Consider the following 26,037-nt stretch of genomic DNA (forward strand, 5'->3'; position numbering starts at 1 on the left):
TTTATTCCTCTCCTTTGTCTTCCTCAAAAGTTAGCTTTCTTGCCACTTTCTTTAATACTGAAAATTCAAGTTCATCTCCCTCTTTTATATCATCAAAATTTTCAAGTTTTATTCCACATTCTTGAGGTGCATCAACTCTTTTAACATCCTGTTGATAATGCTTTAAAGATTCTATCTTTCCTTCATAAACTAGTTTACCACTTCTGTAAACTTTAACAAGCCCTTCTTTCTCCACATAACCTTCAATCATTTGAACACCTGCTATGGAACCAACTTTTTTTATCTTAAATACCTTTTTAATTTCACCACGACCAGTTATTTCCTCAACTTCTTCCGGCTCTAACATACCTTCTAATGCTGCTTGTAATTCCTCTATTAGTTTATATACAATCGTGTATGTTTTAATCTGAATACCTTCAGCTTCAGCCATTTTTCTTGCTTGACTGTCTGCCTTAACCCTAAAACCAAGAATAATTGCATCTGATGCAGTAGCTAACATAACATCACTTACAGTAATTGAACCAACCCCAGAGTGAATAATATTTATACTAATTTCCTCACTCTGCAATTTATTTATAGCACCAGATAATGCCATTAGTGAACCTTGAGTATCTGCCTTTAAAACCAATCTCAATTCTTTTTTCTCAGATTGCTCCATCATTTTCAAAATTTCTTCCAATTTCATATGTCTTTTTCTTCTAAGTTCTTTCTGTTCAATTTCTCTCATCTTTTCAGAAATTTCTCTTGCTTTATCAAGTGAATCAACACTATATACTATTCCATGAGAATCTGGTAGTTCTTCAAAACCAACTATCATAACTGGAGTAGATGGTCCTGCTACTTTTATTCTCTTTCCCTGATCGTTAACAAGAGCTTTTACTTTTCCCATTACTTTTCCTGAGATTATATAATCACCAATCTTTAAAATACCATCTTTAATTATCACGTTTGCAACTGGTCCAAAACCTTTGTCAAGTTTTGATTCAATAGTTACAGCTCTAACAGGCCCATCAGGAATTCCCTTAATTTCTTGCATTTCAGCAACTAAAAGGATCATTTCAAGTAATGTATCAACATTCTGTCCTTTCTTTGCAGATATTGGAACAACTATTGTATCCCCACCCCATTCCTCTGGAATGAGGTTTAATTTGTTTACAAGTTCTTGCTTAGTTTTTTCAACATTTGCATTTGGTTTATCAATTTTATTAATTGCAACTATAATAGGAACATTTGCAGATTTTGCATGGTTATATGCCTCAATAGTCTGAGGCATTACACCATCATCAGCAGCAACAACTAAAACGACTATATCAGTTGCCTGTGCACCACGTGCTCTCATTTCCGTAAAAATTTCGTGTCCTGGTGTATCAATAAACGTAATTTTCTTGCCGTTAACTTCAACTTGATAAGCACCAATGCTCTGGGTAATCCCGCCTTCTTCTCTTTCAGCAACTCTTGTTTTTCTTATATAATCAAGCAACGTTGTTTTACCATGATCAACGTGCCCCATTACCGTAACTACTGGTGGTCTTTCTTTCAAATTTTCAGGATCTTTGTACTTTTCTTCAAAGTATTTTTCTATTCCACTTAGAGGATTTTCTATAACTTCTTCCTTTTCCTCAGTTTCAAATGAAATTCTCACATCATACATTTTGGCAATTTTTTTCGCAAGTTGCAGATTGAGCGACTGACCTGGTTTCAGGATTTCACCTTTCATAAAAAAGTCCTGTATAATCCTGTTTTGTGGTACTCCAATTTTTTCAGCAAATTTGTCCAATTTTAGATCTTCTTCAGTTATTTTTACTGAATTTTTCTTTTTGTTTGTTTGTAGCTTTTCTAAAGAACCTTCTTTGTTTTTAAAGTGTTTCCCATTAACTTCTTCATCAATTTCTTCATATTCTTCATACTCTTCAATAAGTTCCTCTTCTTCCTCATTAGTCCCATACATCTCGAGAAGAAGATTAACTGTTTCTTCATCGATATAACTCATATGACTTTTTATCTCTATTCCCAATTCATGTAACTCCTTCATTAACTCTCTTGTATCCATCTCTAGCTGCCTAGCAAGTTCATATACTCTTAATCGAGCCAATAGAATCACCTCCAAAAACATTTCTCTACTTCTGCTTCGTCTTTTTCATGAATTCATGCTCCTTTTCAATTTCAACTATCAAATCTGATAGTTTCCATTCTAAATTAGTTGGGGTCGTCGTTGCAAAAATCAGCTCCTTTTCTGGAAAATTATCTTTTAATAGCTTTATTAATTTAAATAATTCATCCTTTTGCTTAAAACCATGTATTATTAAAAAAGCTTTTTCTTTCATTAATTTCCTTCCTTTCTACAACTTTAAATCTTTTAAAGAATTTTGTGCTTTGACAATAGAACGAATAACTTTACTAATCGTATTAAATTCATTAGAAGTTTCACCCAAAATTTCTACAGCATTTGACAATAGTTCATATTCATTTTTCAAACTTTCACTCGTATTCTCATACAACTTTTTTGAACTTTCCAACACCTGAATATTATTTTTCATATAATTCAATGCTTCGCTTAACGAATTTTGAACAGCATTAAACAATCCTTCTATTTGCTTCAAAGAATTAATTGATTCATTCACAGAGTTTGAAATTTCAGAAATTATCTTTGAAATATTAGTCGACGCTTCTTGTGATTCTTCAGCCAACTTTTGAATTTCAGCAGCCACAACCGAAAAACCTTTTCCATATTCACCGGCTCTTGCAGCTTCAATCGATGCATTTAATGCTAACAAATTTGTTTGCTTTGCAATTCTTTGTATTGCTTTTATAAGTTCTTCAACTCTTGAAAATTTTTCAAAAGTTTCCGAAGTTTTACCTATTGTATCTTTAAATTTGGATGAAACGTTATCAACATCAGTTCCAAGATTTTTTAAATCATCATTAATTTTTTGATTAACCTCGGTTGCATAGTTCACATTTTCAACTATACTCTTACTTTCTTTCGAAAAATTATCAAGAAGATTAAAAATGTTATTATTCAACTCTTCAAATTTATTGGTAATTTTTTCAATATCAGATTTTAAATTCGTTATTCTTGAAACTAATACTTCATCTAACTGTGACATAAAAGATAACATTAAATTTTGTACATAAAAAGCTGATGATAAAGTATTTAATGTTTTTTTATCCATTTTCATACATATCATCTCCCGTAAAATTGTTCAATTATATCACTACCACACTTCAAAGTCTTAAACCAGTTTAAAAATTCTTTAATTACATTTCCCTTTAAAACGGCACCATGCTGTGGAGCAATCATATCTATTTCATATTCTGATACTCTATCAACCCAACGCTTACAAGCAGCATTTGAGGTCATATACCTTCTATGAAAACCTTCCATGGCATTTTCTAAACTTTTAAAGTCTCCTTCAAAAATTTGCACTCTTTGATTAAATGGTAGTAAAGAAACACCTATATCACCACTGAACAATATTTTAGATATTGGATCATAAACATTAAATTGTCCTGGAGCATGTAAAAAATGCGCAGGAACAAAATCAAGTGTGTAGCCAGAAAATCTAACTCCTTTTTCTCCACTATCCTTTAGCCCGACTATCCTCTTTTTATCAAAAACACCAAAATGAGGTAAAAATCTTATCCAAAGTTCTGAAATATAAATTTTTGCTCTACTTGCAATTGTAAGCCACATCGTTATTCCTGAAGAAACGTCTGGATCCTGGTGTGAATAAAATATTCCTTCAATATTTTCCGGTGCAATAATTTCAGAAACATTTGCAAGTACCCTTGGAAAAACATGAGCTCCCCCTGGATCTAATAAGAAACCCTTATTTTCATGTACAATTAGGTATTGATTAGTTGGAACCATATTTGCATCCTCTGTTTCTTCCCATCCAAGAAGGTAATATTTATGCTTACCATTATCATATAAACATATGCTTTTCATATTCTTTCCCTCCCTTTTTACTACTTTACTATTTATTATACCAGAAAAATAAACATTTTTCAGTTTTTTTGAATTATAAAAAATATTAACAACACAAACTTTTAAATTTATAAATATTTAAGGTTATTAACTTTATTTTTACTTGAAATCTATTACACAATGTTATAGAATAAGATGCTAAATGAATTGTTAATTTATAGACAAGGAGGTTGATCATGGAAAAATCACAGGAAAAATTAATACTTCTAACAGGATTATTTACTGCCGTCATTATCATCTCAAACATAATAGCAGGAAAACTAGTTAATATTGGCCCATTTGTTATCACTTTATCAGTTTTGATTTATCCACTTAGTTTTGGAATATCTAACATTATATTTGAAGTTTACGGTTCTAATATAGCTAAAAAGGTTATCAAAATAGGCTTTTTAGCTTCTCTTATCTTAGTTGCATATTCATATCTAGTAATATTTTATCCACCATCGAATATTTTTGATAAAAATGATGCATATATTACAGTCTTTAATTCAACGCCAAGAATAATTCTAGCAAGTTTTCTAGCCTATCTTTCTGCACAATATACAAATATTTGGGCATTTAATTTACCAAAAAGATTATTTAAATATGAAAATATTACATTTAGAAATGTTTTTTCAATGGTAATAACCCAATTTATTGATTCCATAGTATTCGTTGTAGTATCATTTTTTGGATTATATGATCTTAACGTATTGTTTAATATGATATTATCACAGTATATAGTAAAGCTGGCTTTATCAATTCTCAACAGTCCAATAATCAATATGAGTGTAAAAAAAATCAAAAACGAATTTGCTTTCGAAGAATAATACGCAATTAATTGGCTTTTTCTAAAATAATTAAAGATTACAAAAATTATAATTTTTGTTATAATTCTCTAGAAAAGTGAATATTATTTTGGAATAAAGGTGCCTATTTGGCTTAAAAGGGAAGCTGGTGAAAAACCAGCGCGGCCCCGCCACTGTAACCGAGGACGAAATCCACAACATGCCACTGGGAATATTCCTGGGAAGGCGTGGAGAGTAGGATGATTCGGAAGCCAGGAGACCTGCCTTTATTCCAAAACGTTTCTCAATCTCGAGGGAAGATTGAGAAAAAATTTTTTATTTAATACTTTGGAGGTGAGATAGTGAAAATTCATGAGTTTGTTGGCAAAAAACTTTTAAAAGAATCAGGAATTGAAACACCAAAAGGCTATGTAATTAAAAACTCAGATAGTCTACAAGTAAAATTTCTTCCAGCAGTTTTAAAAAGTCAAGTCCTTGTTGGAAGTAGAATGAAAGCAGGTGGAATATTATTTGCAAACACAAAAGATGAATTTTTCACCAATGCATCAAATTTATTAGAAAAAGAAATTCGTGGTGAAAAACCTTATGCAATTCTCGTTGAAGAAAAAATAAATATTAAACATGAATATTATATTTCTTTATATATTGACAGAATAGAAAAAGATATAAAAATTCTTTTCTCAGAAAATGGTGGTATAGAAATTGAGAACAATAAAAATAATATTTTAAATCTAAGCATAAATGATTATAAAAAGCTGCCCGATAAATTTCACGATATTGTTATTAAGCTACATAAATTATTTACTGAAAAAGACTTGATTCTTCTTGAAATTAATCCTTTTGCAGAAGATGAAAATGGCAAGTTAATCGCGCTTGATTGTGTAATGCATCTTGATGACAATGCATTATTTAGACAAAAATGGGCTCGAGAATTTGTAAATGATTCATATCCATTTCATTTCGTAAAATTAGATGGTGATATTGGCATTATCGGTTGTGGGGCTGGAATAGTTATGGCAACAATGGATGCAGTAAATCTATATGGTGGAAAACCTGCCAACTTTTTGGATCTTGGTGGTGGCGCAAATTCAAATGTGACTTTAGAAGCGTTGAGATTACTAAAGTCACTAAATGTAAAAAAAATCATAATGAATATATTTGGTGGTATTACAAAATGCGACGAAATAGCAAAAGCAATCGTAAAATTCAAAAACGAAAATAAAAATCTTCCTATATTTGTAAGAATTACCGGAACTAATGAAGAAGAAGCCAAACAAATATTAGACGAAAATAACATAGCTTATTTTGATGATATGTACGAAATGATTAAATTTGCAATAAGGGGGGAGTATCAATGATTAATGGAAATGAAAAAGTCTGTGTTCAAGGTATTACTGGAAAATATGGTAAATTTCACACAAAAAAAATGATTGAATATGGAACAAATATAGTTTGTGGAGTTTCAAAAAACAATAAAGTAACAAATATTGAAAATATTCCTGTTTTAGATAACATGTTCGAAGCCGTTAAAAAATATAAATGTGATACTAGCATTGTTTTTGTTCCGGCCCCTTATGCTAAAAGTGCTATATTTGAAGCCATTGATTCAGGAATTAAAAAAATTATCACAATAACTGAACACATTCCAATTCACGATATGATCGAAATACATAAAAAAGCAAAAGAGAAAAATATAACATTTGTAGGTCCAAATTGTCCAGGAATTATTCTTCCAGGAATAAGTAAAATTGGAATAATGCCATCATCTGCTTTCAAACCTGGGGATATAGCAATTATTTCAAAAAGTGGTACTTTAATGTACGAAGTATCCAATTACCTTTCAAAAAAGTCCACTGGCATTAAAATTGCAATTGGATTAGGCGGTGATCCAATAATTGGAACTTCAATAGATGAAGCTTTAGAATTTGTTACGCATTTAAATCCAAGAAAAATCGTTATCATCAGTGAAATAGGCGGTAATGATGAAATAATAGGTATAGAAAAATTTCTAAAAAAAGGTTATAATGCTAATATACAAGTATTTTTTGCTGGAAGAACTGCTCCAAAAGGTAAAAGAATGGGACATGCAGGAGCTATTATTGAAGGCTATGAAGGTTCAATAGAATATAAAGAAAACAAATTAAATAATATAGGGATTTTTGTTGCTAAATATATCGAAGAATTATTGGAGGGGTAAAATGAACAATCCATTTTTTCTATTATTCATTTCAATTTTAAGTGGGTTATTGCTCGGAAAAATTCATTTTAAAAACTTTAAACTAGGTGCTTCAGGTACACTTTTTGCTGGTCTTTTCTTCGGCTGGCTATTTCCATTGTTTACAAACTCTCAAAAAGAATTAATTAATATTCAAAATACTTTAAACACGTTTTTTAATTTCTCACTTATTTTGTTCGTCTCTTCCATAGGTTTAATTGCTTCGAGTGATATTAAAAAAATTCTCAAAACTCACGGCTTTAAATTTATAATTTTAGGTTTTTTAATAACTTTTTCAGGATTTATTTCAACATTACTTTTTACCTACTTTACCAATTTAAACAACCTTAATCTGTTAGGAATTTTTTCTGGGAGTATGACAAGCTCACCTGGTCTAGCTAGTGCTCTTGAAAGCGTAAAAGAAGGCTCTGCCGATATCATTTATGGCTATACAGTTGGTTATATACCTGGTGTTTTAGCAGTAATATTTTCAATCTATTTTATCCCGATAATTTTTAAAATTAATATATATGAAGAAAAAGAATCATATAAAATTGAAAGTATCGATAATTCTAAAAATTACAATTTTAATTTTATTAGCTATTCAATAGTTATAATTTTAGGTATATTAATTGGAAATTTAAATTTTAACCTTAAATTTGCATCGCTTAAACTTGGAAACACTGGAGGAATATTATTAAGTTCTTTATTTTTGGGCTCACTTGGAAAAATAGGCAATCTAAGTTTTGAATTTAATAAAAATATACTTAAGGTCTTCCAAAACCTAGGACTTGTAATATTTTTATCATCAATTGGTCTAAGGAGCGGTTATAAGGTAATTTCAAATTTCAACAGAGAAAGTTTATATCTTATGGTGATTTCATTTGTCTGCGCCATCTTTTCAATTTTAGTTGGTTATATAATAGGAAAATATATCTTCAAACTTGATTGGATAATACTTGCTGGTGCAATAACTGGTGGTATGACTAGTACTCCAGGACTAGGAGCTGCTTTGGACTCAACAAAAAGTGAACTTGTAACAGCAGGATACGGTGCAACGTATCCTTTTGCACTGCTTGGAATGGTTATATTTAACAAACTATTTTCTATATTAACTAATTTGTAACATATATTTTCTATAATTCTGTTATAATAGCTAATAAATACGATCGGAGGCGCGTCCGAGATGAGTAAGATTCTCCATCAACGGGAGAATATTGGGAGAATCTGAAAGGCGAGGACGCCGAAGGGTGTAAGGTTTCTCCCGCCTTACATACCTGGGGGTACAGGGAATACCTGTGCCACTGTCACGGAAATATCCGTGGAGAGCCGATCGTTGAGAATAATTTTATATTTTCTCAACGAACGCCTCTTCACGAGGCGAGTTTTTTTATTAGGAGGTGTTCAAATGAAAATTGGTATAGTTGGTGCAACAGGTGAAGTTGGAAGAACAATGATTAAAGTACTAGAAGACTTTAAAATTCCTGTAAAAGAATTAAAACTCTTTGCATCTAAAAGATCTTCTGGAAAAACTTTAACTTTTAATAACACTTCAATTGTCGTTGAAGAATTGACTGAAGACTCAATGAAGCAAAAATTCGACTTTTTACTGTTTTCAGCTGGTTCAACTGTTTCAAAAATCTTTGCACCAATTGCTGCAAAAGCAGGAAATATAGTAATAGATAACTCATCCGCTTTTAGAATGGAAAACGAAATTCCTTTAGTTGTTCCTGAAATTAATGGGCATTTATTAAAAAACTATAAGGGAATAATAGCTAATCCAAATTGTTCAACAATTCAAATGGTTTTATCTCTATATAAAGTTCATGAAAAGTTCAAAATCAACGAAATATTTGTTTCAACATACCAAGCTGTTTCAGGAGCTGGTCACAAAGCAATTGCAGAATTGCAAAGACAATTAGCTGGGGATAAATCAAAAACAATTTTTCAAAAGCAAATTTCTCACAATGTTATTCCATTAATCGGTGAAATCGAAGAAGATGGTTTTACTACAGAAGAACATAAAATGATTAATGAAACAAGAAAAATCCTTGATGATTACTCAATAAACGTCTATCCTACTACCGTAAGAGTCCCTGTATTTTATGGACATTCAGAAACTATTGTTGTTAAAACAAAAATCCCTTTTAATAATATTTCATTAATTGAAAATCAAATTAAAAATTCAAAGAATGTTATTCTTACTAATGAAATAATAACTCCTATCGATGTAGTAGGAAGTGATTATGTATATGTTTCAAGACTTAGAAAAATTGATGAATTTACATTTTCTTTTTGGAATGTAGCAGATAACATTAGGGTAGGAGCAGCAACAAATGCGATTAGAATTTTAATGCTAATGGTGGGATTGTTATGATAGTTGAAAAGTTCACAGCTACTGGAAATTCATTTATAGTATGTGATATTTTAGATTCAAAATTAAGCGATGAGGAAAAAAGTAATTTCGTACTTAAAAATTCAAAAGATAGAGATGGCGTAATTTTTGCTGAAAAAAGAGATGGTCAATTTTTTATGGATTATTTCAACAAAGATGGAAATAGAGCTTCATTCTGTGGTAATGGAGCAAGAACATTTTTATATTACTTGATGAAAAAAGGGTACGTTAAAGAAAATTTTGTTAAATTTAATACATACGCTGGAGAAATTACTGGAAAGCTCACAAAAAATGGTGTCATGATTAAAATGCCTGCACCAAATATGCCACAAAAACTAACAATCGATTCTTTCAGTGGTTTTCTTTTAAATGTTGGAGTACCACATTTTGTAATTTTTGTTGGTAACGTAGAAAATATAGATGTTAGCAAAATTGGAAAACATTTAAGAGAAAAGCTAAATAGTAACATTAATTTTGTCCAAGAATTAGATGGAAAAACAATTAAAATTAGAACTTTTGAAAGGGGTGTTGAGGCTGAAACCCTTGCATGCGGAAGCGGAACAACAGCTAGTGCATATGTCTTCAACAAAAATAACTTAGAAAAAATAGAAGTAAAGGCACGTGGCGGAACTCTTTTTGTTCATTTCTTAAATGATGGTATCTACCTTGAAGGAGGTGTGGAAAATGTTTGAAGGAATAGGAACTGCAATTGTTACACCTTTTAAAGAAGGGAATTTAGATATAGAAAGCTATGAAAAACTATTAAGTTTCCAAATTAACAATCAAATTAATGCAATAATAGTTTTAGGAACAACAGGTGAAGCCCCAAACATTTCTCTAGATGAAAGAGAAATATTGATAAAAAAAGCAAAGGAAGTATCTGGTAATAAAGCCCAAGTTATTGTTGGTGCCGGATCAAATGGATTAAATCATACAATAGAATTAATTAAAAATGCCGAAAAAAACGGGGCAGATGGTCTTTTAATTGTAACCCCTTACTATAACAAGCCAACCCAAAATGGGTTGTATGAATATTATAAATATATCGCTGAACTTACAGATTTAGATATAATTGTATACAATGTTCCTAGCAGAACTGGCATAAATATACTCCCAGAGACCGTATACAAAATTGCTAGTGACTGCAAAAATGTTAAAGCATTAAAAGAAGCAAATTCATCATTTGAACAAATCAATAAAGATTTACTATTATTAAAAGAATTAAAAGATTTTAAAATCTTTTCAGGAAATGATGATACGGCTTTTCAACTACTTGCAAGCGGTGGAGATGGTGTAATTTCAGTAGCATCAAACGTTATACCTTTACAAATGGTTCAAATGTTTAAGTTTATAAAAAACGGGGAAATAGAAGAAGCTAGAAATATTCATTTTTCATATTATAAGCTATTTAAAAACTTATTTATTGAAACTAATCCAATTCCTGTAAAAGCTGCTTTATCAATAATGGGATTTATAAATAATGAATTGAGGCTGCCACTTGTCCCGGCTTCAGAGCCAACAATGAAAATAATAACTGAAACACTTAAAGGATGTGGTGTTATATGAGATTTGGAGTTGTTGGCTTTAAAGGGAAAATGGGAAAAGTAATTTTAGATGTCTTTTCAAATGATGGACACACACCAGTTTTACTCATTGATAAAGATGAAATAATCGAAGAAGATTTTCCAGAAGTTATTGTAGATTTTTCTACACCGGATGCACTAGAAAAAACTTCAAGTTATTGTGAAAAATACAATAGCAATCTGGTAATTGGAACTACTGCACTTACTGAAAAGCATTTAAAAATATTAGAAAATTTATCAAAAAAAGTTGCTGTTGTGCAATCGTACAATTTTTCAATTGGTATTAATATACTTTTAGATCTTTTAGAAAAAGCAACAAAAATGCTTAAAGATTGGGATTGTGAAATAACTGAAATTCATCATTCAAAGAAAAAAGACAAGCCTTCGGGTACTGCTATTTTATTAAAAAATGCTTTAAATAGAGAAGTAAAAATTCATTCTCTTAGATTAGGTGGAATCCCCGGGGATCATACTGTTTTGTTTTCAAACGAAGGGGAATTAATTGAAATAAAACATAGAGCAATCTCAAGAAAAGTTTTTGCATTAGGAGCACTAAAAGCCGCAAAGTTTATTTTAAATAAAAAAAGTGGTTTTTATACATTCAAAGACATTATAAAGGAGGCTTCCATATGAATACACAGGAAATTATAAATTTAATTGCAAATTCAAAAAAGAAAACTTTAACAGTTGCTTACTTAACAGGGGATCTCAAAAATATCAACTTTAAATCCCTTGAATTTTTTGGAACTGAAAATTTTGGAATTTTATTTGGTGAGTATGAAGAAATAGTTAAGTTAATTGAAAATAACAAAGAACATATCGAAAAATACAAGTTAGAAATCAAAGCAAGAAATTCTGCGACCCCCCTTGCTAACTTAGCAAAATACAATGCAAGGATTGAACCCGGAGCCATAATTAGAGATTTAGTCGAAATCGGCGACGGTGCAGTAATAATGATGGGAGCAGTTATCAATATAGGAGCAAAAATAGGCGAAGGAACAATGATAGATATGAATGCAGTAGTTGGCGGAAGAGCTATAATCGGCAAAAATTGTCATATTGGTGCTGGTGCTGTTATAGCTGGTGTAATTGAACCTCCCAGTGCTCAACCAGTAATTATTGAAGATAACGTAATGGTTGGTGCAAACGCAGTAATTCTTGAAGGAGTACATATTGGACAACACAGTGTAATCGCCGCCGGAGCTGTTGTTATAGAAGATGTTCCACCAAACTCAGTAGTAGCTGGTGTTCCTGCAAAAGTTATTAAAAAAGTTGATGAAAAAACAAAACAAAAAACACAAATCGTAGAAGGATTAAGAAAATTGAGGTGATCAAATGATTGTTGTACAAAAATATGGTGGATCATCTGTAGCAGATGTGGATAAAATTTTAAAAGTTGCAAAAAGGATTAAAAAAAGAATTGAGAAAGGTGATAAAATAATTGTAATTGTCTCTGCAATGGGAAAAACTACCGATAACCTTATTAATCTTGCTAAATCTTTAAGTAAAAATCCTCATCCTAGAGAAATGGATATGCTTTTAACAACTGGAGAACAAATGTCTGTAGCTTTACTTTCAATTGCATTAAATGAACTTGGAATTAAATCAAAATCGTTAAACGCTTTTCAATTAAATATAAAAACAACAACCGATCATACAAAGGCTAGAATAATTGATATCGATATAGATAAATTAAATAATGAGCTTCAAAAAAATGAAGTTATTATTGTAACCGGTTTTCAAGGTATAACAGAAGATGGTGATCTAACAACACTTGGAAGAGGTGGATCTGATACTAGCGCAGTTGCAATAGCTGCAAAATTAAATGTTAATTGTGAAATTTACAGTGATGTAGATGGAGTATATACTTGCGATCCAAGAATAGTTAAATCAGCTAAAAAATTAAAATACATAACATATGATGATATGTTAGAATTATCTTCTCTTGGTGCAAAGGTATTACATTCTAGAGCTGTTGAACTTGCAAAAAAATACAATATAAAAATATATTGTGCTTCATCTTTTTCTGAAGAGGAGGGAACTTGGGTGGTTGATAAATTACCAGAATGGCTAGAACAACCTGTAGTTACAGGCGCAACTATAGAAAAGGATCAAATAAAAATAACTTTAAATAACCTTCCCAAAGACAAAAAAATAATTGAAAAAATATTTAAAACATTAAGTGATAATAAAATAAACATTGACATGATTTCAATGTTTGCTGATAATGAAAAATTCCATTTATCATTTTCAGTATTAAATGATCTTAGAGAAACTATAGAAAAGTCAATAAGGACAGCAAATCCATTAATTGAAATGTCTTATCAAGGAATGTTTGATAAAGTATCGATTGTTGGAGTTGGCATGAAATCAAGTCCAGGTGTTGCCGCAAGATTCTTCAAAGTTCTTTATGAAAATAACATTATTCCAGAATTAGTTACTACTTCAGAAATAAAAATATCTGTCTTAGTTTCTAAAGAAAAATCTGAAATATTGTTAAAAGAACTTGCAAAAGAATTTTCACTTGGAGGATGAAAATATGTTTATTTCAAACACTTACAAAAGATTACCAATAAAAGTTAAAAATGCTAAAGGTATATGGATTTATGATGAAAGTGGTGAAAAATACCTTGACACATTTTCTGGAATAGGAGTTCTTTCATTTGGGCATTGCGATGAAGAAATTAATGAAGCAATTTCAATGCAAATAAAAAAATATACGCACATTTCAAACTTTTTTATCGATGAAAATGCAATTATTCTAGCAAAAAGACTTGTAGAAGAAACTAAAAAAGATGGTACTGTATTTTTTGCAAACTCTGGAGCAGAAGCAAACGAAGCAGCTTTGAAAGCTATAAAGAAATTAAAAAAAGGAATTATTATTTCATTTGAAAATAATTTTCATGGAAGGTCTATTGGTTCTCTTTCTATAACTGGATTTCTAAATTTAAGAGAGCAATTTGAACCATTACTTTCAAATATTGCATTCTTACCATTTAATGATTCAAAAAAACTTGAAAATTTTATTGAGAAAAAAGGTAAGAAAATATCAGCAATTTTTGTCGAATGTGTACATGGAAGTGGTGGCCTTGATACCGTCAACAAAGATTTTGTAGATGTAATAAATAAGTATAAAGATATTTATGATTACATTATCATTGCAGACGAAGTTCAAGCTGGTTTAGGAAGAACTGGAGAATTTTACTCATATCAAAATTTTAATCTTAATTCTGATATTGTGACAGTCGCAAAATCACTTGGCGGCGGCTTACCACTATCTGCCGCTATATTTACAGGGAAATATAAGGATGTTTTTTCTGTTGGTGATCATGGTTCAACTTTTGCACCAAATCCTGTTTCTCTTGCTGCAGGAAAAACTGTTATCAATAGAATAACAAAAACATTTTTAGATAGTGTGAAAGAAAAATCAAGCTACCTAAAAAATAAATTATTAACTTTAAAGAAAAATTATCCAATAATTAAAGAGATTAAAGGTATTGGTTTAATGCTAGGTATTGAAATTAATAATAACAATTATTCAGAAAAAATCATTGAATATGGTTTAAACGAAAAAATACTACTAAATGTTGTAAAAGGTAATACTATTAGATTACTTCCAGCACTTAATATTACGCATCATGAAATAGATGAAATGCTATACAGACTTGAAAAAGTAATTAAAAAACTTAATTCATGTTAAAATCATGTTAAAATAGAATTATATAAATAATGAATATGTTGAAAATATGTACTACTGTTTTGGAGACAGTTTAACAGAAAGGAATACCAGGAGTGTCATACGTAAAATATTTAGGAAAAGAATTTCTTAATTATGGAAAAGGCGGGGATACTACTCTTGGTCTATACAATAGGCTTAAAAATTTTCTAAATAGTCAAGCTGTAGAAAATATCATAATCGAAATTGGAACTAATGATATACTTTTGCCATTCTTATATAACTACTCACCAGAATGGCAAAAAACAGTTAAAAAGATTATTGCTTCAGGAAGAATTCCCTCAAAAAACATAGAAGAATTTGAAAAAAAAACTATAAAAACTTATTAGAACTATTGGTAGATAAAAACGTCTTAGTCATAAATATACCATGTATAGGAGAAGATTTAAATAATGAGTTAAACAAAAAAGTTGATGAATACAATAAAATAATACATAAATTATGTAAAGATTACTCGTTTAAATTAGTTGACTTCAATTTCTGGAAAAAATCTCAATTAAAAACTAATACAAACAAATATTTTATTCCTAAAAAGCCGTTTAAGATGGTACTTGATTTTATTTTTGTTAGATCTCCAAAAATTTCAAACATTGTCAGCAAAAAAAGAAATCTTGTTCCAACAATTGATGGTGTACATCTTAATGATCATTCTGCAAGAAAGTTAGCAGAATTAATAAAAGAAAAAATTTCTAGCAAATGATATAAAAATAAAAACAAAAAAGACTTTTTCTTATCAACGCAACTAAATCTGCTAATTTATTATTATTAAACTGCCTGACTTATCTATGTTTCCTCCATAAACCACTAAATTTATCCATTGACTAAAATATAAGTTATTTTAGTTTATCTTTCTAAAAAAGTTAATACCTGCAAATTTTCTAATAACTGTGTTATACTTATTAGTGAATTAAAACTCAATAATTAGGGGGAATTAGATGAAAATACCACTTTCAAATGCTTCGATTTCAAAAGAAGATATTGATGAGGTTTTAAACGTTTTAAAAAGTGGTAGATTAGCGTTAGGTCCTTACCTAGAAAAATTCGAAGATATAGTAGCAAAATATATCGGAGTAAAATATGCTATTGCTGTCAATAGCGGAACTTCAGCACTACATTTGATACTAAAATCATTATCTTTTCAAGAAGACGATATAATATTAGTTCCTTCATTTACTTTTATTGCCTCTGCAAATGTTGCACTTTTTGAAAAAGGCGTTCCAGTATTTATAGATATTGAAAAAGATACAGGTAATATAGATCCAGATGCTATAGAAGAATTCATGGAAATGGTACATTCAGGTAAAACAAAATATGATCCTAAAAAAGTAAAGTTTTTAATGGCCGTAGATATATTTGGGCATCCATTAAATTGGGAAAAAATTATAAAAATTGCGGAAAAATATAACATTCAAATCATTGAAGACTCATGTGAGGCTTTGGGAAGTGAATATAAAGGAAAAAAATGTGGCACTTTTGGTAAAGCTGGTGCTTTCGCTTTTTATCCTAACAAGCAAATAACCACTGGTGAAGGTGGAATAATAGTAACCAACGACGAAAAAATAGCTCATCTTTCCAGAGCTATGCGTAATCAAGGAAGAACAAACAATGGCTGGCTATCTCATGAAATAATTGGTTATAACTATAGGTTAGATGAAATGTCTGCTGCTCTTGGATATTCACAAATGAAAAAAATTGACTATATTATTGAAAAAAGGAATAAAGTTGCAATGTATTATAACAAAATTTTAGATTTTGTTGAAACTCCAACTATAAAAGACTATGTTACAAAAATGTCTTGGTTTGTTTACGTTGTAAAATTGCCTGAAGGTGTTGATATAAATAAGGTTATAAACTATTTAAGTGAAAATGGCATAGAATCCAGAAACTACTTTTCTCCAGTACATCTTCAACCATTATACAGAAATTTGGGATACAAAGAAGGTATGTTACCTGTAACAGAAGAACTTTCGAAAAGAACACTTGCAATTCCATTTTACACAGATCTAAAAAAGGAAGATCAAGATAAAGTTGCTTATTATCTAAAAAAATCTATTGAATTATTCTCATAGGTGGGATAGTTATGATTTTTGCAATAATCTCATCAATTCTTACAGCACTTTCAATGCCAGGCTTTTTATGGGGCGGTATTGTTTGGTTTTCACTAATATTTTTATTTAAATCAATGGAAAATAGGAAACTTTCATTTTTGTATGCATTTTTATATGAATACTTATTGATTTTTATCTCAATGTATTGGGTAATTCCAATTCTTACAAAAAATCTTCCAGAATTTTTTGGAAAATTTTCTTCTGTAACTGGTTTCTTTGTATATTTGCTTTTATGTCTAGTTGAAGCTATTCCTTTTCTATTATTTGGCGCATTATATAGTTATTTTATAGACAGAATAAAAGGCGATATTCCAAAAGCTCTATTTGTATCTTCTGCATTTACATTTTCAGAGTTTTTACGCGGAATTGGTGAACTAGGGTTTACTGGTATTCGACTTTCCGATGCATTATATAAAGATATTGGTATTATTCAAATTGCATCAATTACAGGAACCCTTGGAATAGTGTTTTTAATAGTATTCATTAATTACATACTCTACATTAAAAAGTCAAAAATACAAGTAATTATAATTACAATTAGCTTTATATATCTTGCAAATTGGATAGTTTCAACTAACCTTCCACTTAATAGCGCTAATGTTCCAATAGTTGCAGTTCAAACAAACTACGAACAACAAGTAAAATACACATCAAAAATCGAAAAAATTATGTACAACATTGAAAATTTAATTGCTAATACCCCCAATAACTACCTTCATATCTTGCCAGAGGCAGTTTTTGCAACTGAGGATATCAGAAATTCTCAGCTTGAAGAAAAATTAAAAAATATAAGCAAAAGAAAACCTATTATTTTAGGTTTTCCAACTTATGACTTACAACCTAAAAATAGTGCTTTAGTTTATGCCAACGGAAATCTAGTAGGTAAGTACGATAAAATAAAACTTTTTCCATTTGTTGAGTTCTTACCCTATGAAAAATTCTTTAAAAAGTTTGAATTCTTAAAAGGAGTAGCTTATTTTACTCCAGGAGATGAATTCAAAACATTTAAAATCGATGGATTCCCTGAATTTGGTATTCAAATTTGTTTTGAAAGCTATTTCCCTGAAATTTCAAGAAATCTTTCAAATAATGGGGCAAAAGTTTTGTTTGTTATTACAAATGACGGTTGGTATAAGCATGATACTGCTTTATGGCAACATTTTTCAAAAATTGTTTTTAGAGCAATAGAAAATCAAAGATATGTAGTACAGGTTTCAAACACAGGTATAAGTGGTGTAGTTGATAATTTTGGAAGAATTCAAAAAATCCTTCCACTTAGAAATCAAACAACTGGAATTTTAAACATAAGTGTAAAAAACACAAGAACATTTTATCAAAAATTCGGTGATTGGTTTTCTATACTCTCAATACTTTTAACTTTATTAATTCCATTACTTTATAAAGACATAAGAAAAAATAGGATATAAAAAAGGAGGAAGATTATGACTAGACTTCATCCAAAGGTATTTAAATTACCAATTGATAAAATAAGAATGGGATATTATTCTGATAAGTATTTTACAAGGTATGTTGAAATTTTAAAACAAGATAACCACCATCCAAGAGTTTACTACCAATTCTTTCCACGCCAAGATGCAACTATATGTGGTATTGATGAAGCACTTGCAATATTAAAGTTCTGTACTGGATACTATAAAGATGAAGATAAAGCAAGAGAATTATTCTCAAAAATGCTTGAAATAGATAAAAAGATGCAAAGTCTTAGTATTGAAGGAGATATAAATGAAATAGTTAAATTAACTGAAAACAAATGGCAGCTTAGATTAAAACTAAACGATCTCTGGGTAGATAAGTGGGATGAAATTGAAGTAAGAGCAGCATATGATGGAGATGATGTGAAAGAAGGGACGCCTATTTTAACAATAGAAGGTGATCCTACATATTTTGGCTATCTTGAAACTGTATTGCTAGGTGTTATTGCAAGAGCTTCAAGTACAGCAACCGCAGTAAAAAGAGTCGTAAATGCTGCTAATGGAAAGCCAATCCTATTTTTTAGTGCACGCTTTGACCATTACTGGGTTCAAGCCACTGATGGCTATGCTGCACTAAAAGCTGGAGCTTTCGGTGTTTCTACAGATGCAAATGCTGACTATTGGGGTATTGAATCTATGGGAACAATCCCTCACGCCTTAATTGCCGCTTATAACGGACAAACAGATATTGCATCAATTGCTTTTGATAAATATATGCCAGAACATGTAAATAGAATTTTCCTAGTAGATTGGGACAACGATGTAATAAACACAACTTTTAAAGTAGTAAAAAGCTTTTATGAATATGTCACGGGGAAAAAATTCATTTTAGGTCAGACAGATCCATCTATCATTATTGGAGAAGGTAAAAATAAAATTTGGGGTGTAAGATTTGATACTTCAGGAAATTTAAGAGATAAATCCGTAGTTCCAAAAGATGAAAGTTCTTTTGGGGTTTGCCCAGAACTTGTCTGGCGTGCAAGACAAGAATTTGATAAAGTTGGACTAAAGGATTTGAAAATTGTAGTTTCTGGTGGTTTTGACGAAGAAAAAATAAGACTTTTTGAAAAGTTACAAGTTCCTGCCGATGTATATGGTGTTGGCTCAAAATTATTAAAGAAAAAGATTGATGTAACAGCAGATATAGTTGAGGTTAATGGAAAACCTTGCGCAAAAGTTGGGCGTTATAAAAAAGATAATTCCCATCTAAGTATAGTTCCAAAAAGGTTTTGGGAGAATTAACATAAATTAACACGACAAAGAATGAACATAAATATTTTTAATAATTGCATTTTATTGTTCATAACTGAATTTTAACAGTTTAAATTCTGGTGTTAGAATATGAATGGAGATGAAATTGTGTGGAAAAAACTTTTAGAAGTTGATGGAGAAATAAACGCAAAGTTAATTGAAGGAATGCTAAAAACAAACAATATCGATTGTGTCATAAAATCAGTTGATGAACCATTTCCCAAAGCTTACTTTGGTTCAACTTCTTTTTTTGAAATTTATGTACCTAAAGATCTTTTTGATGAAGCAAATAATTTGCTTAATTCTTTTAAAAAGGAGGAATTATATATGAAATATACACCATTGTATGAGCAGCATGTAAAGTTAGGGGCCAAGATGGTTGATTTTGCAGGTTTTCAAATGCCTATTCAATATACTGGGATTAAAGATGAAGTAATTGCTGTAAGAAAAGATGTTGGTATGTTTGATGTTTCTCACATGGGACAAGTATCAGTTGAAGGAAAAGATTCAACTAATTTTGTTAATTATTTAATTACCAATGATTTTAAAAATCTCTCAAATGGTGAAATTGTTTATACAGCGATGTGTAATGAAAATGGAGGCTTCATAGACGATTTGCTTGCTTATAAAATCTCAGACGAAAAAGCTTTCCTTGTTATAAATGCTGCAAATATTGAAAAAGACTTTGAATGGATGAAAAAAGTAGCATTAAACTTTGATATCAAGTTAGAAAATAAATCAGATGACTATGCGCTTATAGCAATACAAGGCCCAAATGCACAAAAGACTTTGCAAAAATTGACTGATATAGATTTAGAAAGTATAGGATACTATACATTTGCTTTTGGAAAAGTAAAAGATGTTAAAGCTTTAATATCTAGAACAGGTTATACAGGAGAAGATGGTTTTGAAATTTATACTACTGATAAAGATGGAATAGTAAAAATATGGGAAGAATTACTTAATTTAGGTGTTAAACCCGCAGGACTTGGCGCAAGAGATACTTTGAGGCTTGAAGCTTCACTACTACTATATGGCAATGACATGGATGAAACAGTAACACCACTAGAAGCAGGTATAAAATGGGCCGTAAAATTTGACAAAGAATTTGTCGGAAAAGCTGCTTTAGAAAAGCAACTTGAAGAAGGTTTAAAAAGAAGATTAAAAGGTTTCAAATTAATAGATAAGGGAATAGCAAGACACGGTTACAAGGTTTTCAAAGATGGAAAGGAAATTGGTATAGTTACAAGTGGCACCTTTTCACCTACGTTAAATGAATCAATTGGTATGGCATTAATAGAAACTGGTTATAAGTCAGGAGATACAATTGAAATAGAAATTAGAAACAAATTGGTTAAAGCTGAAATAGTTAAAATGCCATTTTATAGGGGAAGTGTAAGATCAAAAAAGAAAAAATAATAAAAGAAAGGATGAGTGAATATGCATAGATATATTCCACATACTGAAGAAGAAATAAAAGAAATGTTAAAAGAAATAGGTATTAATTCTATAGAAGATTTATATATGGATGTTCCAAAAACAATTGAAGAATACAATCTTGAAAACGGAAAAGATGAATTTTCAGTTTTAAAAGAAATTAAATCATTAAGTAAACTCAACAAAGTCTTTGAACCAGAAAAGGTTTTTGCAGGTGCTGGAATATATTTTCATTACATTCCAACTGTAGTTGAAACATTATCCAATAACCAAAATTTCGTTACTGCATATACACCTTATCAAGCTGAAGTATCCCAAGGAACCTTGCAAGCTTTATTTGAATATCAAACAATGATGTGTGAACTTACTGGAATGGATGTAGCAAATTCTTCAATGTATGACGGAGCAACTGCCCTTGCTGAAGCAATGTTAATGGCTGTTAGAATTAATAATAAAACAAAAATTCTTGCCGCTGGTTCTATAAACCCTGAATTTTTGGCTACAAGCAAAACATATTGTACTCCCCAAAATATTGAAATTGAAACTGTTAAATGGACCGAAAGTGGAACAATAGATCTAGAAGATCTAAAATCTAAGATTGACGATAACACCTCGGCTGTTGTAGTTGGTTATCCTAACTTTTTTGGAATTGTAGAAGATTTAAAACAGATTAAAGAAATACTTCCAGACAATGTGGTTTATATAGTAGTAAGTGAACCAATAGCGCTTTCAATCTTGGAAGCTCCTGGTAAATTTGGTGCTGACATTGTTGTTGGTGAAGGTCAATCTCTTGGAATAACACCAAATTACGGCGGACCTGGAATAGGTTTCTTCACAACTTTAGCAAAACACGTAAGAAAGATGCCTGGAAGAATAATTGGCGAAACAAAAGACGTTGATGGAAAAAAAGGTTACGTTATGATTTTACAAACCAGAGAACAACATATTAGAAGAGCTAAAGCAACTTCAAACATTTGTTCCAATCATGCATTAATGGCTCTTAAAAATGCAATTTATATGTCTGTTATAGGACCTGAAGGACTTAGAAAAGTAGCAAGAATGTCTTATAACGCTACTCATTATCTTGCAGAAAAATTAGTTGAAAAAGGTTACAATTTGACATTTAATGGACCTTTCTTTAACGAATTTGTATTTAATGCAGGAGAAAACTATTATGAGAAATGGAAAACAATGGCCAATGAAGGAATTCTTGGTCCTCTGCCATTAGAAAAGGCAATGCCAAACTTTAAAAATTCTGCTCTTGCATGCTGTACTGAAGTAAACACAAAAGAAAGCATTGATGAGCTATTAAAACATTTTTAATAAGATTGGAGGGAAATAAATGACAATTTTTGAAATCTCCAAAGAAGGAAGAATAGGTTTTCAGTTACCTGACAACAATATAAAAGATTTCGAAATAAATCTCCCAGAACATCTTTTAAGAAAATCTTTGCCAAGACTTCCTCAAGTTAGCGAAGTTGACGTTGTAAGACATTATACCAATCTTTCTACAAAAAATTATTCAGTTGACGTTGGTTTTTACCCACTTGGTTCATGTACAATGAAATACAATCCAAAAGTAAATGAGAAAGTAGCTTCATTTGAAGAATTTAGTATGATTCATCCATTTCAGCCTCATGAAACTGTTCAAGGTGCTTTAAAGTTAATGTATGATCTCAAAGAAATGCTCTGTGAGATTACTGGAATGGATGATATGACGTTAATACCATCTGCAGGTGCTCATGGTGAGTTAACTGGAATGTTAATATCAAGAGCCTATCACTTAAGTCGTGGTGATACCAAAAGAACAAAGGTAATTGTACCTGACAGTGCTCATGGAACAAACCCAGCTTCAGCTAGAATGGCTGGATTTGATGTAATTGAACTAAAATCAGGACCAGATGGAAGAGTTGACTTAAATGAACTTGAAAAAGTTTTAGATGAGACTGTTGCAGTAATCATGCTTACAAACCCAAATACTCTTGGATTATTTGAAAAAGATATATTAAAAATTGCACAAATGGCACACGAAAAAGGTGCTCTTCTCTATTATGATGGAGCAAATTTAAATGCAATTTTGGGAAGAACAAGACCTGGAGATATGGGATTCGATATTGTCCACCTAAATCTTCATAAAACATTTAGCACTCCTCACGGAATGGGAGGACCTGGAAGCGGACCAGTTGGTGTAAAAAAACACCTTGCTAAGTTCTTACCAATTCCAGAAATAGTTAAAACTGAAGATAAATACACATTAAATTATAATAAACCTGAAAGCATAGGATTTATAAGAAGCTATTTTGGAAATTTCTCGGTCATGGTTAGAGCATATACATATATTAAAACAATGGGAAAAGATGGATTAAAAAGGGTTGGAGAAATGGCTGTTTTAAACGCCAACTATTTGAGAGTTAAAGTAAGCAAAATAATGGATATTGCATATCCAGGTATATGTATGCACGAATTTGTATCTACGTGTGAAAAATTAACAAAAGAGACCGGTGTGAAAGCATTAGATATTGCTAAAAGATTATTAGACTACGGAATCCACGCTCCAACGATGTATTTCCCATTAATTGTCCATGAAGACTTTATGATTGAACCTACTGAAACTGAAAGTAAAGATACATTAGATAAATTTGCTCAAATACTTGAAAAAATATTTAACGAAGCACGTGAAAATCCTGAACTCATAAAAGGTGCACCATATAACACTCCTGTAAGACGTCTTGACGATGTAAGTGCTTCAAGAAAACCAGTATTTAAATACAATTTTGAGGAGTGATAATATTGAGATTCTTTCTTCCAACAAAGGTTTTCTTCGAAGACAACTACAATGAATCAATAGATGAAATAAAAAAGTTAGGTGAAAGCTTTTTAATAATAACAGGAAAAAGCTCTAAAAAAAATGGAAGTCTTGAGGAATTAACAAATATCTTAGAAAAATTGAACAAAAAATATGAAATTTTTGACGAAACACTTGAAAACCCTCCTAAAGAGATGATAGAAGAAATTATAAGGAAATTTGGTAAAAATTGGGATGTAATTGTTGGTCTTGGCGGCGGTAGCCCAATGGACACCGCCAAGGCTATTGCTGTCTTGTGTAAAAACGATATTTCAATTGAGGATCTTTATGATCAAGATAAATACAAAACTGCATCTAAAATAATTTGTATTCCAACAACCTCGGGTACAGGAAGTGAGGTAACACAATATTCTGTACTAACTATCAATAACGTAAAAAAAGGATTTAAACATGAAATAGTATTCCCTACATTGTCAATTCTTGAGCCTAAATATACTTTAACCATGTCAAAAGAACTTACAATTTCTACGGGTCTTGACGCCTTGTCACATGCAATTGAGTCTGCACTTTCTCTGAAGTCAAATTCTTTCTCCGACCTTTATGCATTCAAAGCAATTGAAATCATTTCTCAAGATTTACCAAAACTCGTTAACAATCTTTCTGACTATTCATTAAGAAAAAATTTAATGCTTGCATCAATGTATGCAGGGGTAGCTATAAGTGTTACTGGAACAACAATAGCACATTCATTGGGATACTCTCTTACAACTGACAAAAATATTAAACATGGTCTTGCCACAGCAGTTTTTCTACCTTTTGAAATCGAAAACTCAGGCTCAAATAAAGCCGAAGAGATTAAAGCAATCATGGGAAATACCCTTGATTTTCTTAAAAAACTAGAAATCAAATTAAATTTTGAATTTAGTGAAAATGAAATTGAAAAATGGGCAGAAAGAGTTAAAAATTCTTCTCATGTAAAAGTTACACCTGGAAATTATACTAAAGAGAAAATTATAAAAGCTTATAAATGGTTCTTTGATGAATCTGGTTTATTTGGAGGGTAATAATGAAAGTTTATTTAAAGAAAAACATTAAAAATAGAGTTAAAAATGGACATCCATGGATTTATGAAAATGAAATCGAACACATTGATGGAACACCTCAAAATGGTGAGGTTGTTAGTGTCTTTAACCATGAAAAGCATTTTGTTGGTAAAGGTTACATTAATTTTAACTCTAAAATAAGGGTTAGAATCTTAACAAGATTAAATGAAGAAATAGACAAAAGTTTTTTTGAAAAAAGAATAAAAGAAGCATTATTTAGGAGAAATCCCAAAGAAAAAAGCTTTAGAATAATTTTTTCAGAAGCCGATAATTTACCTGGAATCATAGCAGACAAATTTGGAGATTATATAGTAATTGAAATTAACACTCTTGGAATGGAAAAGTTTAAAAACGAAATTTTAGATATTTTGATAAATACTTTTTCACCAAAAGGAATATTTGAAAAATCAGAAAGTACATCAAGAGTAAAAGAAGGACTTCAAAAACATGTTGGTTGGATCTATAAATCAGGGCCTGAATTAATACCTTATAAAGTAAATGATATTTTATTCTTTGCTGATACTTTAGGACAAAAAACTGGGGCATTTTTAGATCAAAGATTCAATGCATTATCACTAAAAAATTATTCAAAAGATGCCATATGCCTAGACGCATTTTGTTATACTGGAAATTTTGGAATGCATATGCTAAAGTTTGGTGCAAAACATGTAACGTTTTTAGATTATTCTGAAAGAGCAATTGAAGTGGTAAATATTACTGCTAAGAAAAACAATTTTAAAAATTACGACACTATAATCGGAAATGCCTTTGACATTTTAAAATCTTATGACAACAATTCAAAAATATTTGATATTATCTCAATTGATCCACCAGCTTTTGCAAAAAATGCGAATAGCAAAGCTAATGCAAAAAGAGGTTATAAAGAGATAAATTTAAGAGCTATGAAAATACTTAAAAATAATGGACTACTTGCAACATCATCCTGTACTCAAGTAATAACAGAAGAAGATTTTAAAAATATTATATTTTCAGCAGCAGTTGATGCTGGAAAATTAGCAAGAGTGCTCTTTCGTGGAGATCAACCATATGATCACCCTTATGTATTAAATATTCTTGAAACAAAATATCTTAAATTTTTACTTTTACAACTTGAAAATATGAAAGGTGTGTAAA

General features: G+C 30.5%; 25 protein-coding genes and 2 riboswitches. Of the genes, 21 read left to right on the top strand and 4 right to left on the bottom strand.

All coding sequences use genetic code 11. The features are described from left to right. Position 1 precedes the first annotated feature (1 nt). Genes infB through HNP65_RS08350 form a run of 4 tightly spaced genes read right to left on the bottom strand, consistent with a single transcriptional unit; the run spans position 2 to position 3,949 of the window. The gene (infB, locus tag HNP65_RS08335) at positions 2-2,092 is read right to left on the bottom strand and encodes a translation initiation factor IF-2 (RefSeq protein WP_184619809.1); all 2,091 of its coding nucleotides are present in this window, start codon (positions 2,090-2,092) and stop codon (positions 2-4) included. Between the two features lie 25 nt (positions 2,093-2,117). Beyond that, positions 2,118-2,324: a DUF3783 domain-containing protein gene (locus HNP65_RS08340; protein ID WP_184619810.1), complete on the bottom strand. Its 207-nt coding sequence runs from the start codon at positions 2,322-2,324 to the stop codon at positions 2,118-2,120. Between the two features lie 15 nt (positions 2,325-2,339). Next, a complete protein-coding gene (locus HNP65_RS08345) occupies positions 2,340-3,179 on the bottom strand; it encodes a methyl-accepting chemotaxis protein (protein WP_184619811.1) in 840 nt (279 codons plus the stop codon). A 5-nt stretch (positions 3,180-3,184) separates the two neighbouring features. Beyond that, entirely contained in the window at positions 3,185-3,949 is a 765-nt protein-coding gene (locus tag HNP65_RS08350; RefSeq protein WP_184619812.1) for an oxygen-binding di-iron domain-containing protein, read from the bottom strand. Between the two features lie 215 nt (positions 3,950-4,164). Between HNP65_RS08350 and HNP65_RS08355 the strand changes: the two genes are divergently transcribed. From HNP65_RS08355 to HNP65_RS08450, 21 genes are all read left to right on the top strand, one after another. Further along, complete coding sequence (locus HNP65_RS08355) at positions 4,165-4,797, top strand: queuosine precursor transporter (protein WP_184619813.1); 633 nt, start codon at positions 4,165-4,167, stop codon at positions 4,795-4,797. A gap of 80 nt (positions 4,798-4,877) precedes the next feature. Continuing rightward, a riboswitch (cobalamin riboswitch) is annotated at positions 4,878-5,058 on the top strand. Positions 5,059-5,117: 59 nt separating this feature from the next. After that, positions 5,118-6,134 carry an ATP-grasp domain-containing protein gene (locus tag HNP65_RS09975; protein ID WP_184619814.1) on the top strand — a complete coding sequence of 339 codons (1,017 nt, stop codon included), beginning with the start codon at positions 5,118-5,120 and terminating at the stop codon, positions 6,132-6,134. Continuing rightward, positions 6,131-6,973 carry a succinate--CoA ligase subunit alpha gene (locus HNP65_RS08365; RefSeq protein ID WP_184619815.1) on the top strand — a complete coding sequence of 281 codons (843 nt, stop codon included), beginning with the start codon at positions 6,131-6,133 and terminating at the stop codon, positions 6,971-6,973. Before HNP65_RS09975 ends, HNP65_RS08365 begins: the two co-directional genes overlap by 4 nt. Position 6,974: 1 nt before the next feature. After that, the gene (locus tag HNP65_RS08370) at positions 6,975-8,117 is read left to right on the top strand and encodes an aspartate-alanine antiporter-like transporter (RefSeq protein WP_184619816.1); all 1,143 of its coding nucleotides are present in this window, start codon (positions 6,975-6,977) and stop codon (positions 8,115-8,117) included. A gap of 36 nt (positions 8,118-8,153) precedes the next feature. Beyond that, positions 8,154-8,331: riboswitch (Lysine riboswitch) on the top strand. Between the two features lie 68 nt (positions 8,332-8,399). Further along, positions 8,400-9,368 (top strand): aspartate-semialdehyde dehydrogenase, encoded by a 969-nt coding sequence (locus HNP65_RS08375; RefSeq protein ID WP_184619817.1) that lies wholly within the window; start codon positions 8,400-8,402, stop codon positions 9,366-9,368. Beyond that, a complete protein-coding gene (dapF, locus tag HNP65_RS08380) occupies positions 9,365-10,078 on the top strand; it encodes a diaminopimelate epimerase (RefSeq protein WP_184619818.1) in 714 nt (237 codons plus the stop codon). The genes HNP65_RS08375 and dapF overlap by 4 nt, the downstream gene beginning before the upstream one ends. Next, positions 10,071-10,952 carry a 4-hydroxy-tetrahydrodipicolinate synthase gene (gene dapA, locus HNP65_RS08385; RefSeq protein ID WP_184619819.1) on the top strand — a complete coding sequence of 294 codons (882 nt, stop codon included), beginning with the start codon at positions 10,071-10,073 and terminating at the stop codon, positions 10,950-10,952. The genes dapF and dapA overlap by 8 nt, the downstream gene beginning before the upstream one ends. After that, positions 10,949-11,602 carry a 4-hydroxy-tetrahydrodipicolinate reductase gene (locus HNP65_RS08390; RefSeq protein WP_184619820.1) on the top strand — a complete coding sequence of 218 codons (654 nt, stop codon included), beginning with the start codon at positions 10,949-10,951 and terminating at the stop codon, positions 11,600-11,602. Before dapA ends, HNP65_RS08390 begins: the two co-directional genes overlap by 4 nt. Continuing rightward, on the top strand, positions 11,599-12,300 hold the full coding sequence (dapD, locus tag HNP65_RS08395; protein WP_184619821.1) for a 2,3,4,5-tetrahydropyridine-2,6-dicarboxylate N-acetyltransferase: 702 nt from the start codon (positions 11,599-11,601) through the stop codon (positions 12,298-12,300). Before HNP65_RS08390 ends, dapD begins: the two co-directional genes overlap by 4 nt. Positions 12,301-12,304: 4 nt before the next feature. Next, positions 12,305-13,504, top strand: a complete 1,200-nt coding sequence (locus HNP65_RS08400) for an aspartate kinase (protein WP_184619822.1) — start codon at positions 12,305-12,307, stop codon at positions 13,502-13,504. Positions 13,505-13,508: 4 nt separating this feature from the next. Further along, positions 13,509-14,669 carry an aspartate aminotransferase family protein gene (locus HNP65_RS08405; RefSeq protein ID WP_184619823.1) on the top strand — a complete coding sequence of 387 codons (1,161 nt, stop codon included), beginning with the start codon at positions 13,509-13,511 and terminating at the stop codon, positions 14,667-14,669. Positions 14,670-14,761: 92 nt separating this feature from the next. After that, entirely contained in the window at positions 14,762-15,034 is a 273-nt protein-coding gene (locus HNP65_RS09870) for an SGNH/GDSL hydrolase family protein (RefSeq protein WP_246348244.1), read from the top strand. Positions 15,035-15,039: 5 nt separating this feature from the next. Beyond that, positions 15,040-15,405, top strand: coding sequence for an SGNH/GDSL hydrolase family protein (locus HNP65_RS09875; protein ID WP_246348245.1), 366 nt, complete (start codon positions 15,040-15,042; stop codon positions 15,403-15,405). 235 nt (positions 15,406-15,640) lie between these two features. Continuing rightward, the gene (locus HNP65_RS08415) at positions 15,641-16,774 is read left to right on the top strand and encodes a DegT/DnrJ/EryC1/StrS family aminotransferase (protein ID WP_184619824.1); all 1,134 of its coding nucleotides are present in this window, start codon (positions 15,641-15,643) and stop codon (positions 16,772-16,774) included. A gap of 11 nt (positions 16,775-16,785) precedes the next feature. After that, a complete protein-coding gene (gene lnt / locus HNP65_RS08420; RefSeq protein WP_184619825.1) occupies positions 16,786-18,240 on the top strand; it encodes an apolipoprotein N-acyltransferase in 1,455 nt (484 codons plus the stop codon). 15 nt (positions 18,241-18,255) lie between these two features. Next, on the top strand, positions 18,256-19,548 hold the full coding sequence (locus HNP65_RS08425) for a nicotinate phosphoribosyltransferase (protein ID WP_184619826.1): 1,293 nt from the start codon (positions 18,256-18,258) through the stop codon (positions 19,546-19,548). Between the two features lie 117 nt (positions 19,549-19,665). After that, positions 19,666-20,976, top strand: coding sequence for a glycine cleavage system aminomethyltransferase GcvT (gene gcvT / locus HNP65_RS08430; protein ID WP_184619827.1), 1,311 nt, complete (start codon positions 19,666-19,668; stop codon positions 20,974-20,976). Positions 20,977-20,997: 21 nt separating this feature from the next. Next, positions 20,998-22,317: an aminomethyl-transferring glycine dehydrogenase subunit GcvPA gene (gene gcvPA / locus HNP65_RS08435; protein WP_184619828.1), complete on the top strand. Its 1,320-nt coding sequence runs from the start codon at positions 20,998-21,000 to the stop codon at positions 22,315-22,317. Positions 22,318-22,336: 19 nt separating this feature from the next. Continuing rightward, positions 22,337-23,779 (top strand): aminomethyl-transferring glycine dehydrogenase subunit GcvPB, encoded by a 1,443-nt coding sequence (gene gcvPB, locus HNP65_RS08440; RefSeq protein ID WP_184619829.1) that lies wholly within the window; start codon positions 22,337-22,339, stop codon positions 23,777-23,779. Continuing rightward, the gene (locus HNP65_RS08445) at positions 23,776-24,864 is read left to right on the top strand and encodes an iron-containing alcohol dehydrogenase family protein (protein ID WP_343043476.1); all 1,089 of its coding nucleotides are present in this window, start codon (positions 23,776-23,778) and stop codon (positions 24,862-24,864) included. Before gcvPB ends, HNP65_RS08445 begins: the two co-directional genes overlap by 4 nt. A gap of 2 nt (positions 24,865-24,866) precedes the next feature. Continuing rightward, the gene (locus tag HNP65_RS08450) at positions 24,867-26,036 is read left to right on the top strand and encodes a class I SAM-dependent rRNA methyltransferase (RefSeq protein WP_184619831.1); all 1,170 of its coding nucleotides are present in this window, start codon (positions 24,867-24,869) and stop codon (positions 26,034-26,036) included. Position 26,037: the final 1 nt, after the last annotated feature.

The organism is Thermosipho japonicus, assembly GCF_014201655.1.
Classification (GTDB): Bacteria; Thermotogota; Thermotogae; order Thermotogales; family Fervidobacteriaceae; genus Thermosipho; species Thermosipho japonicus.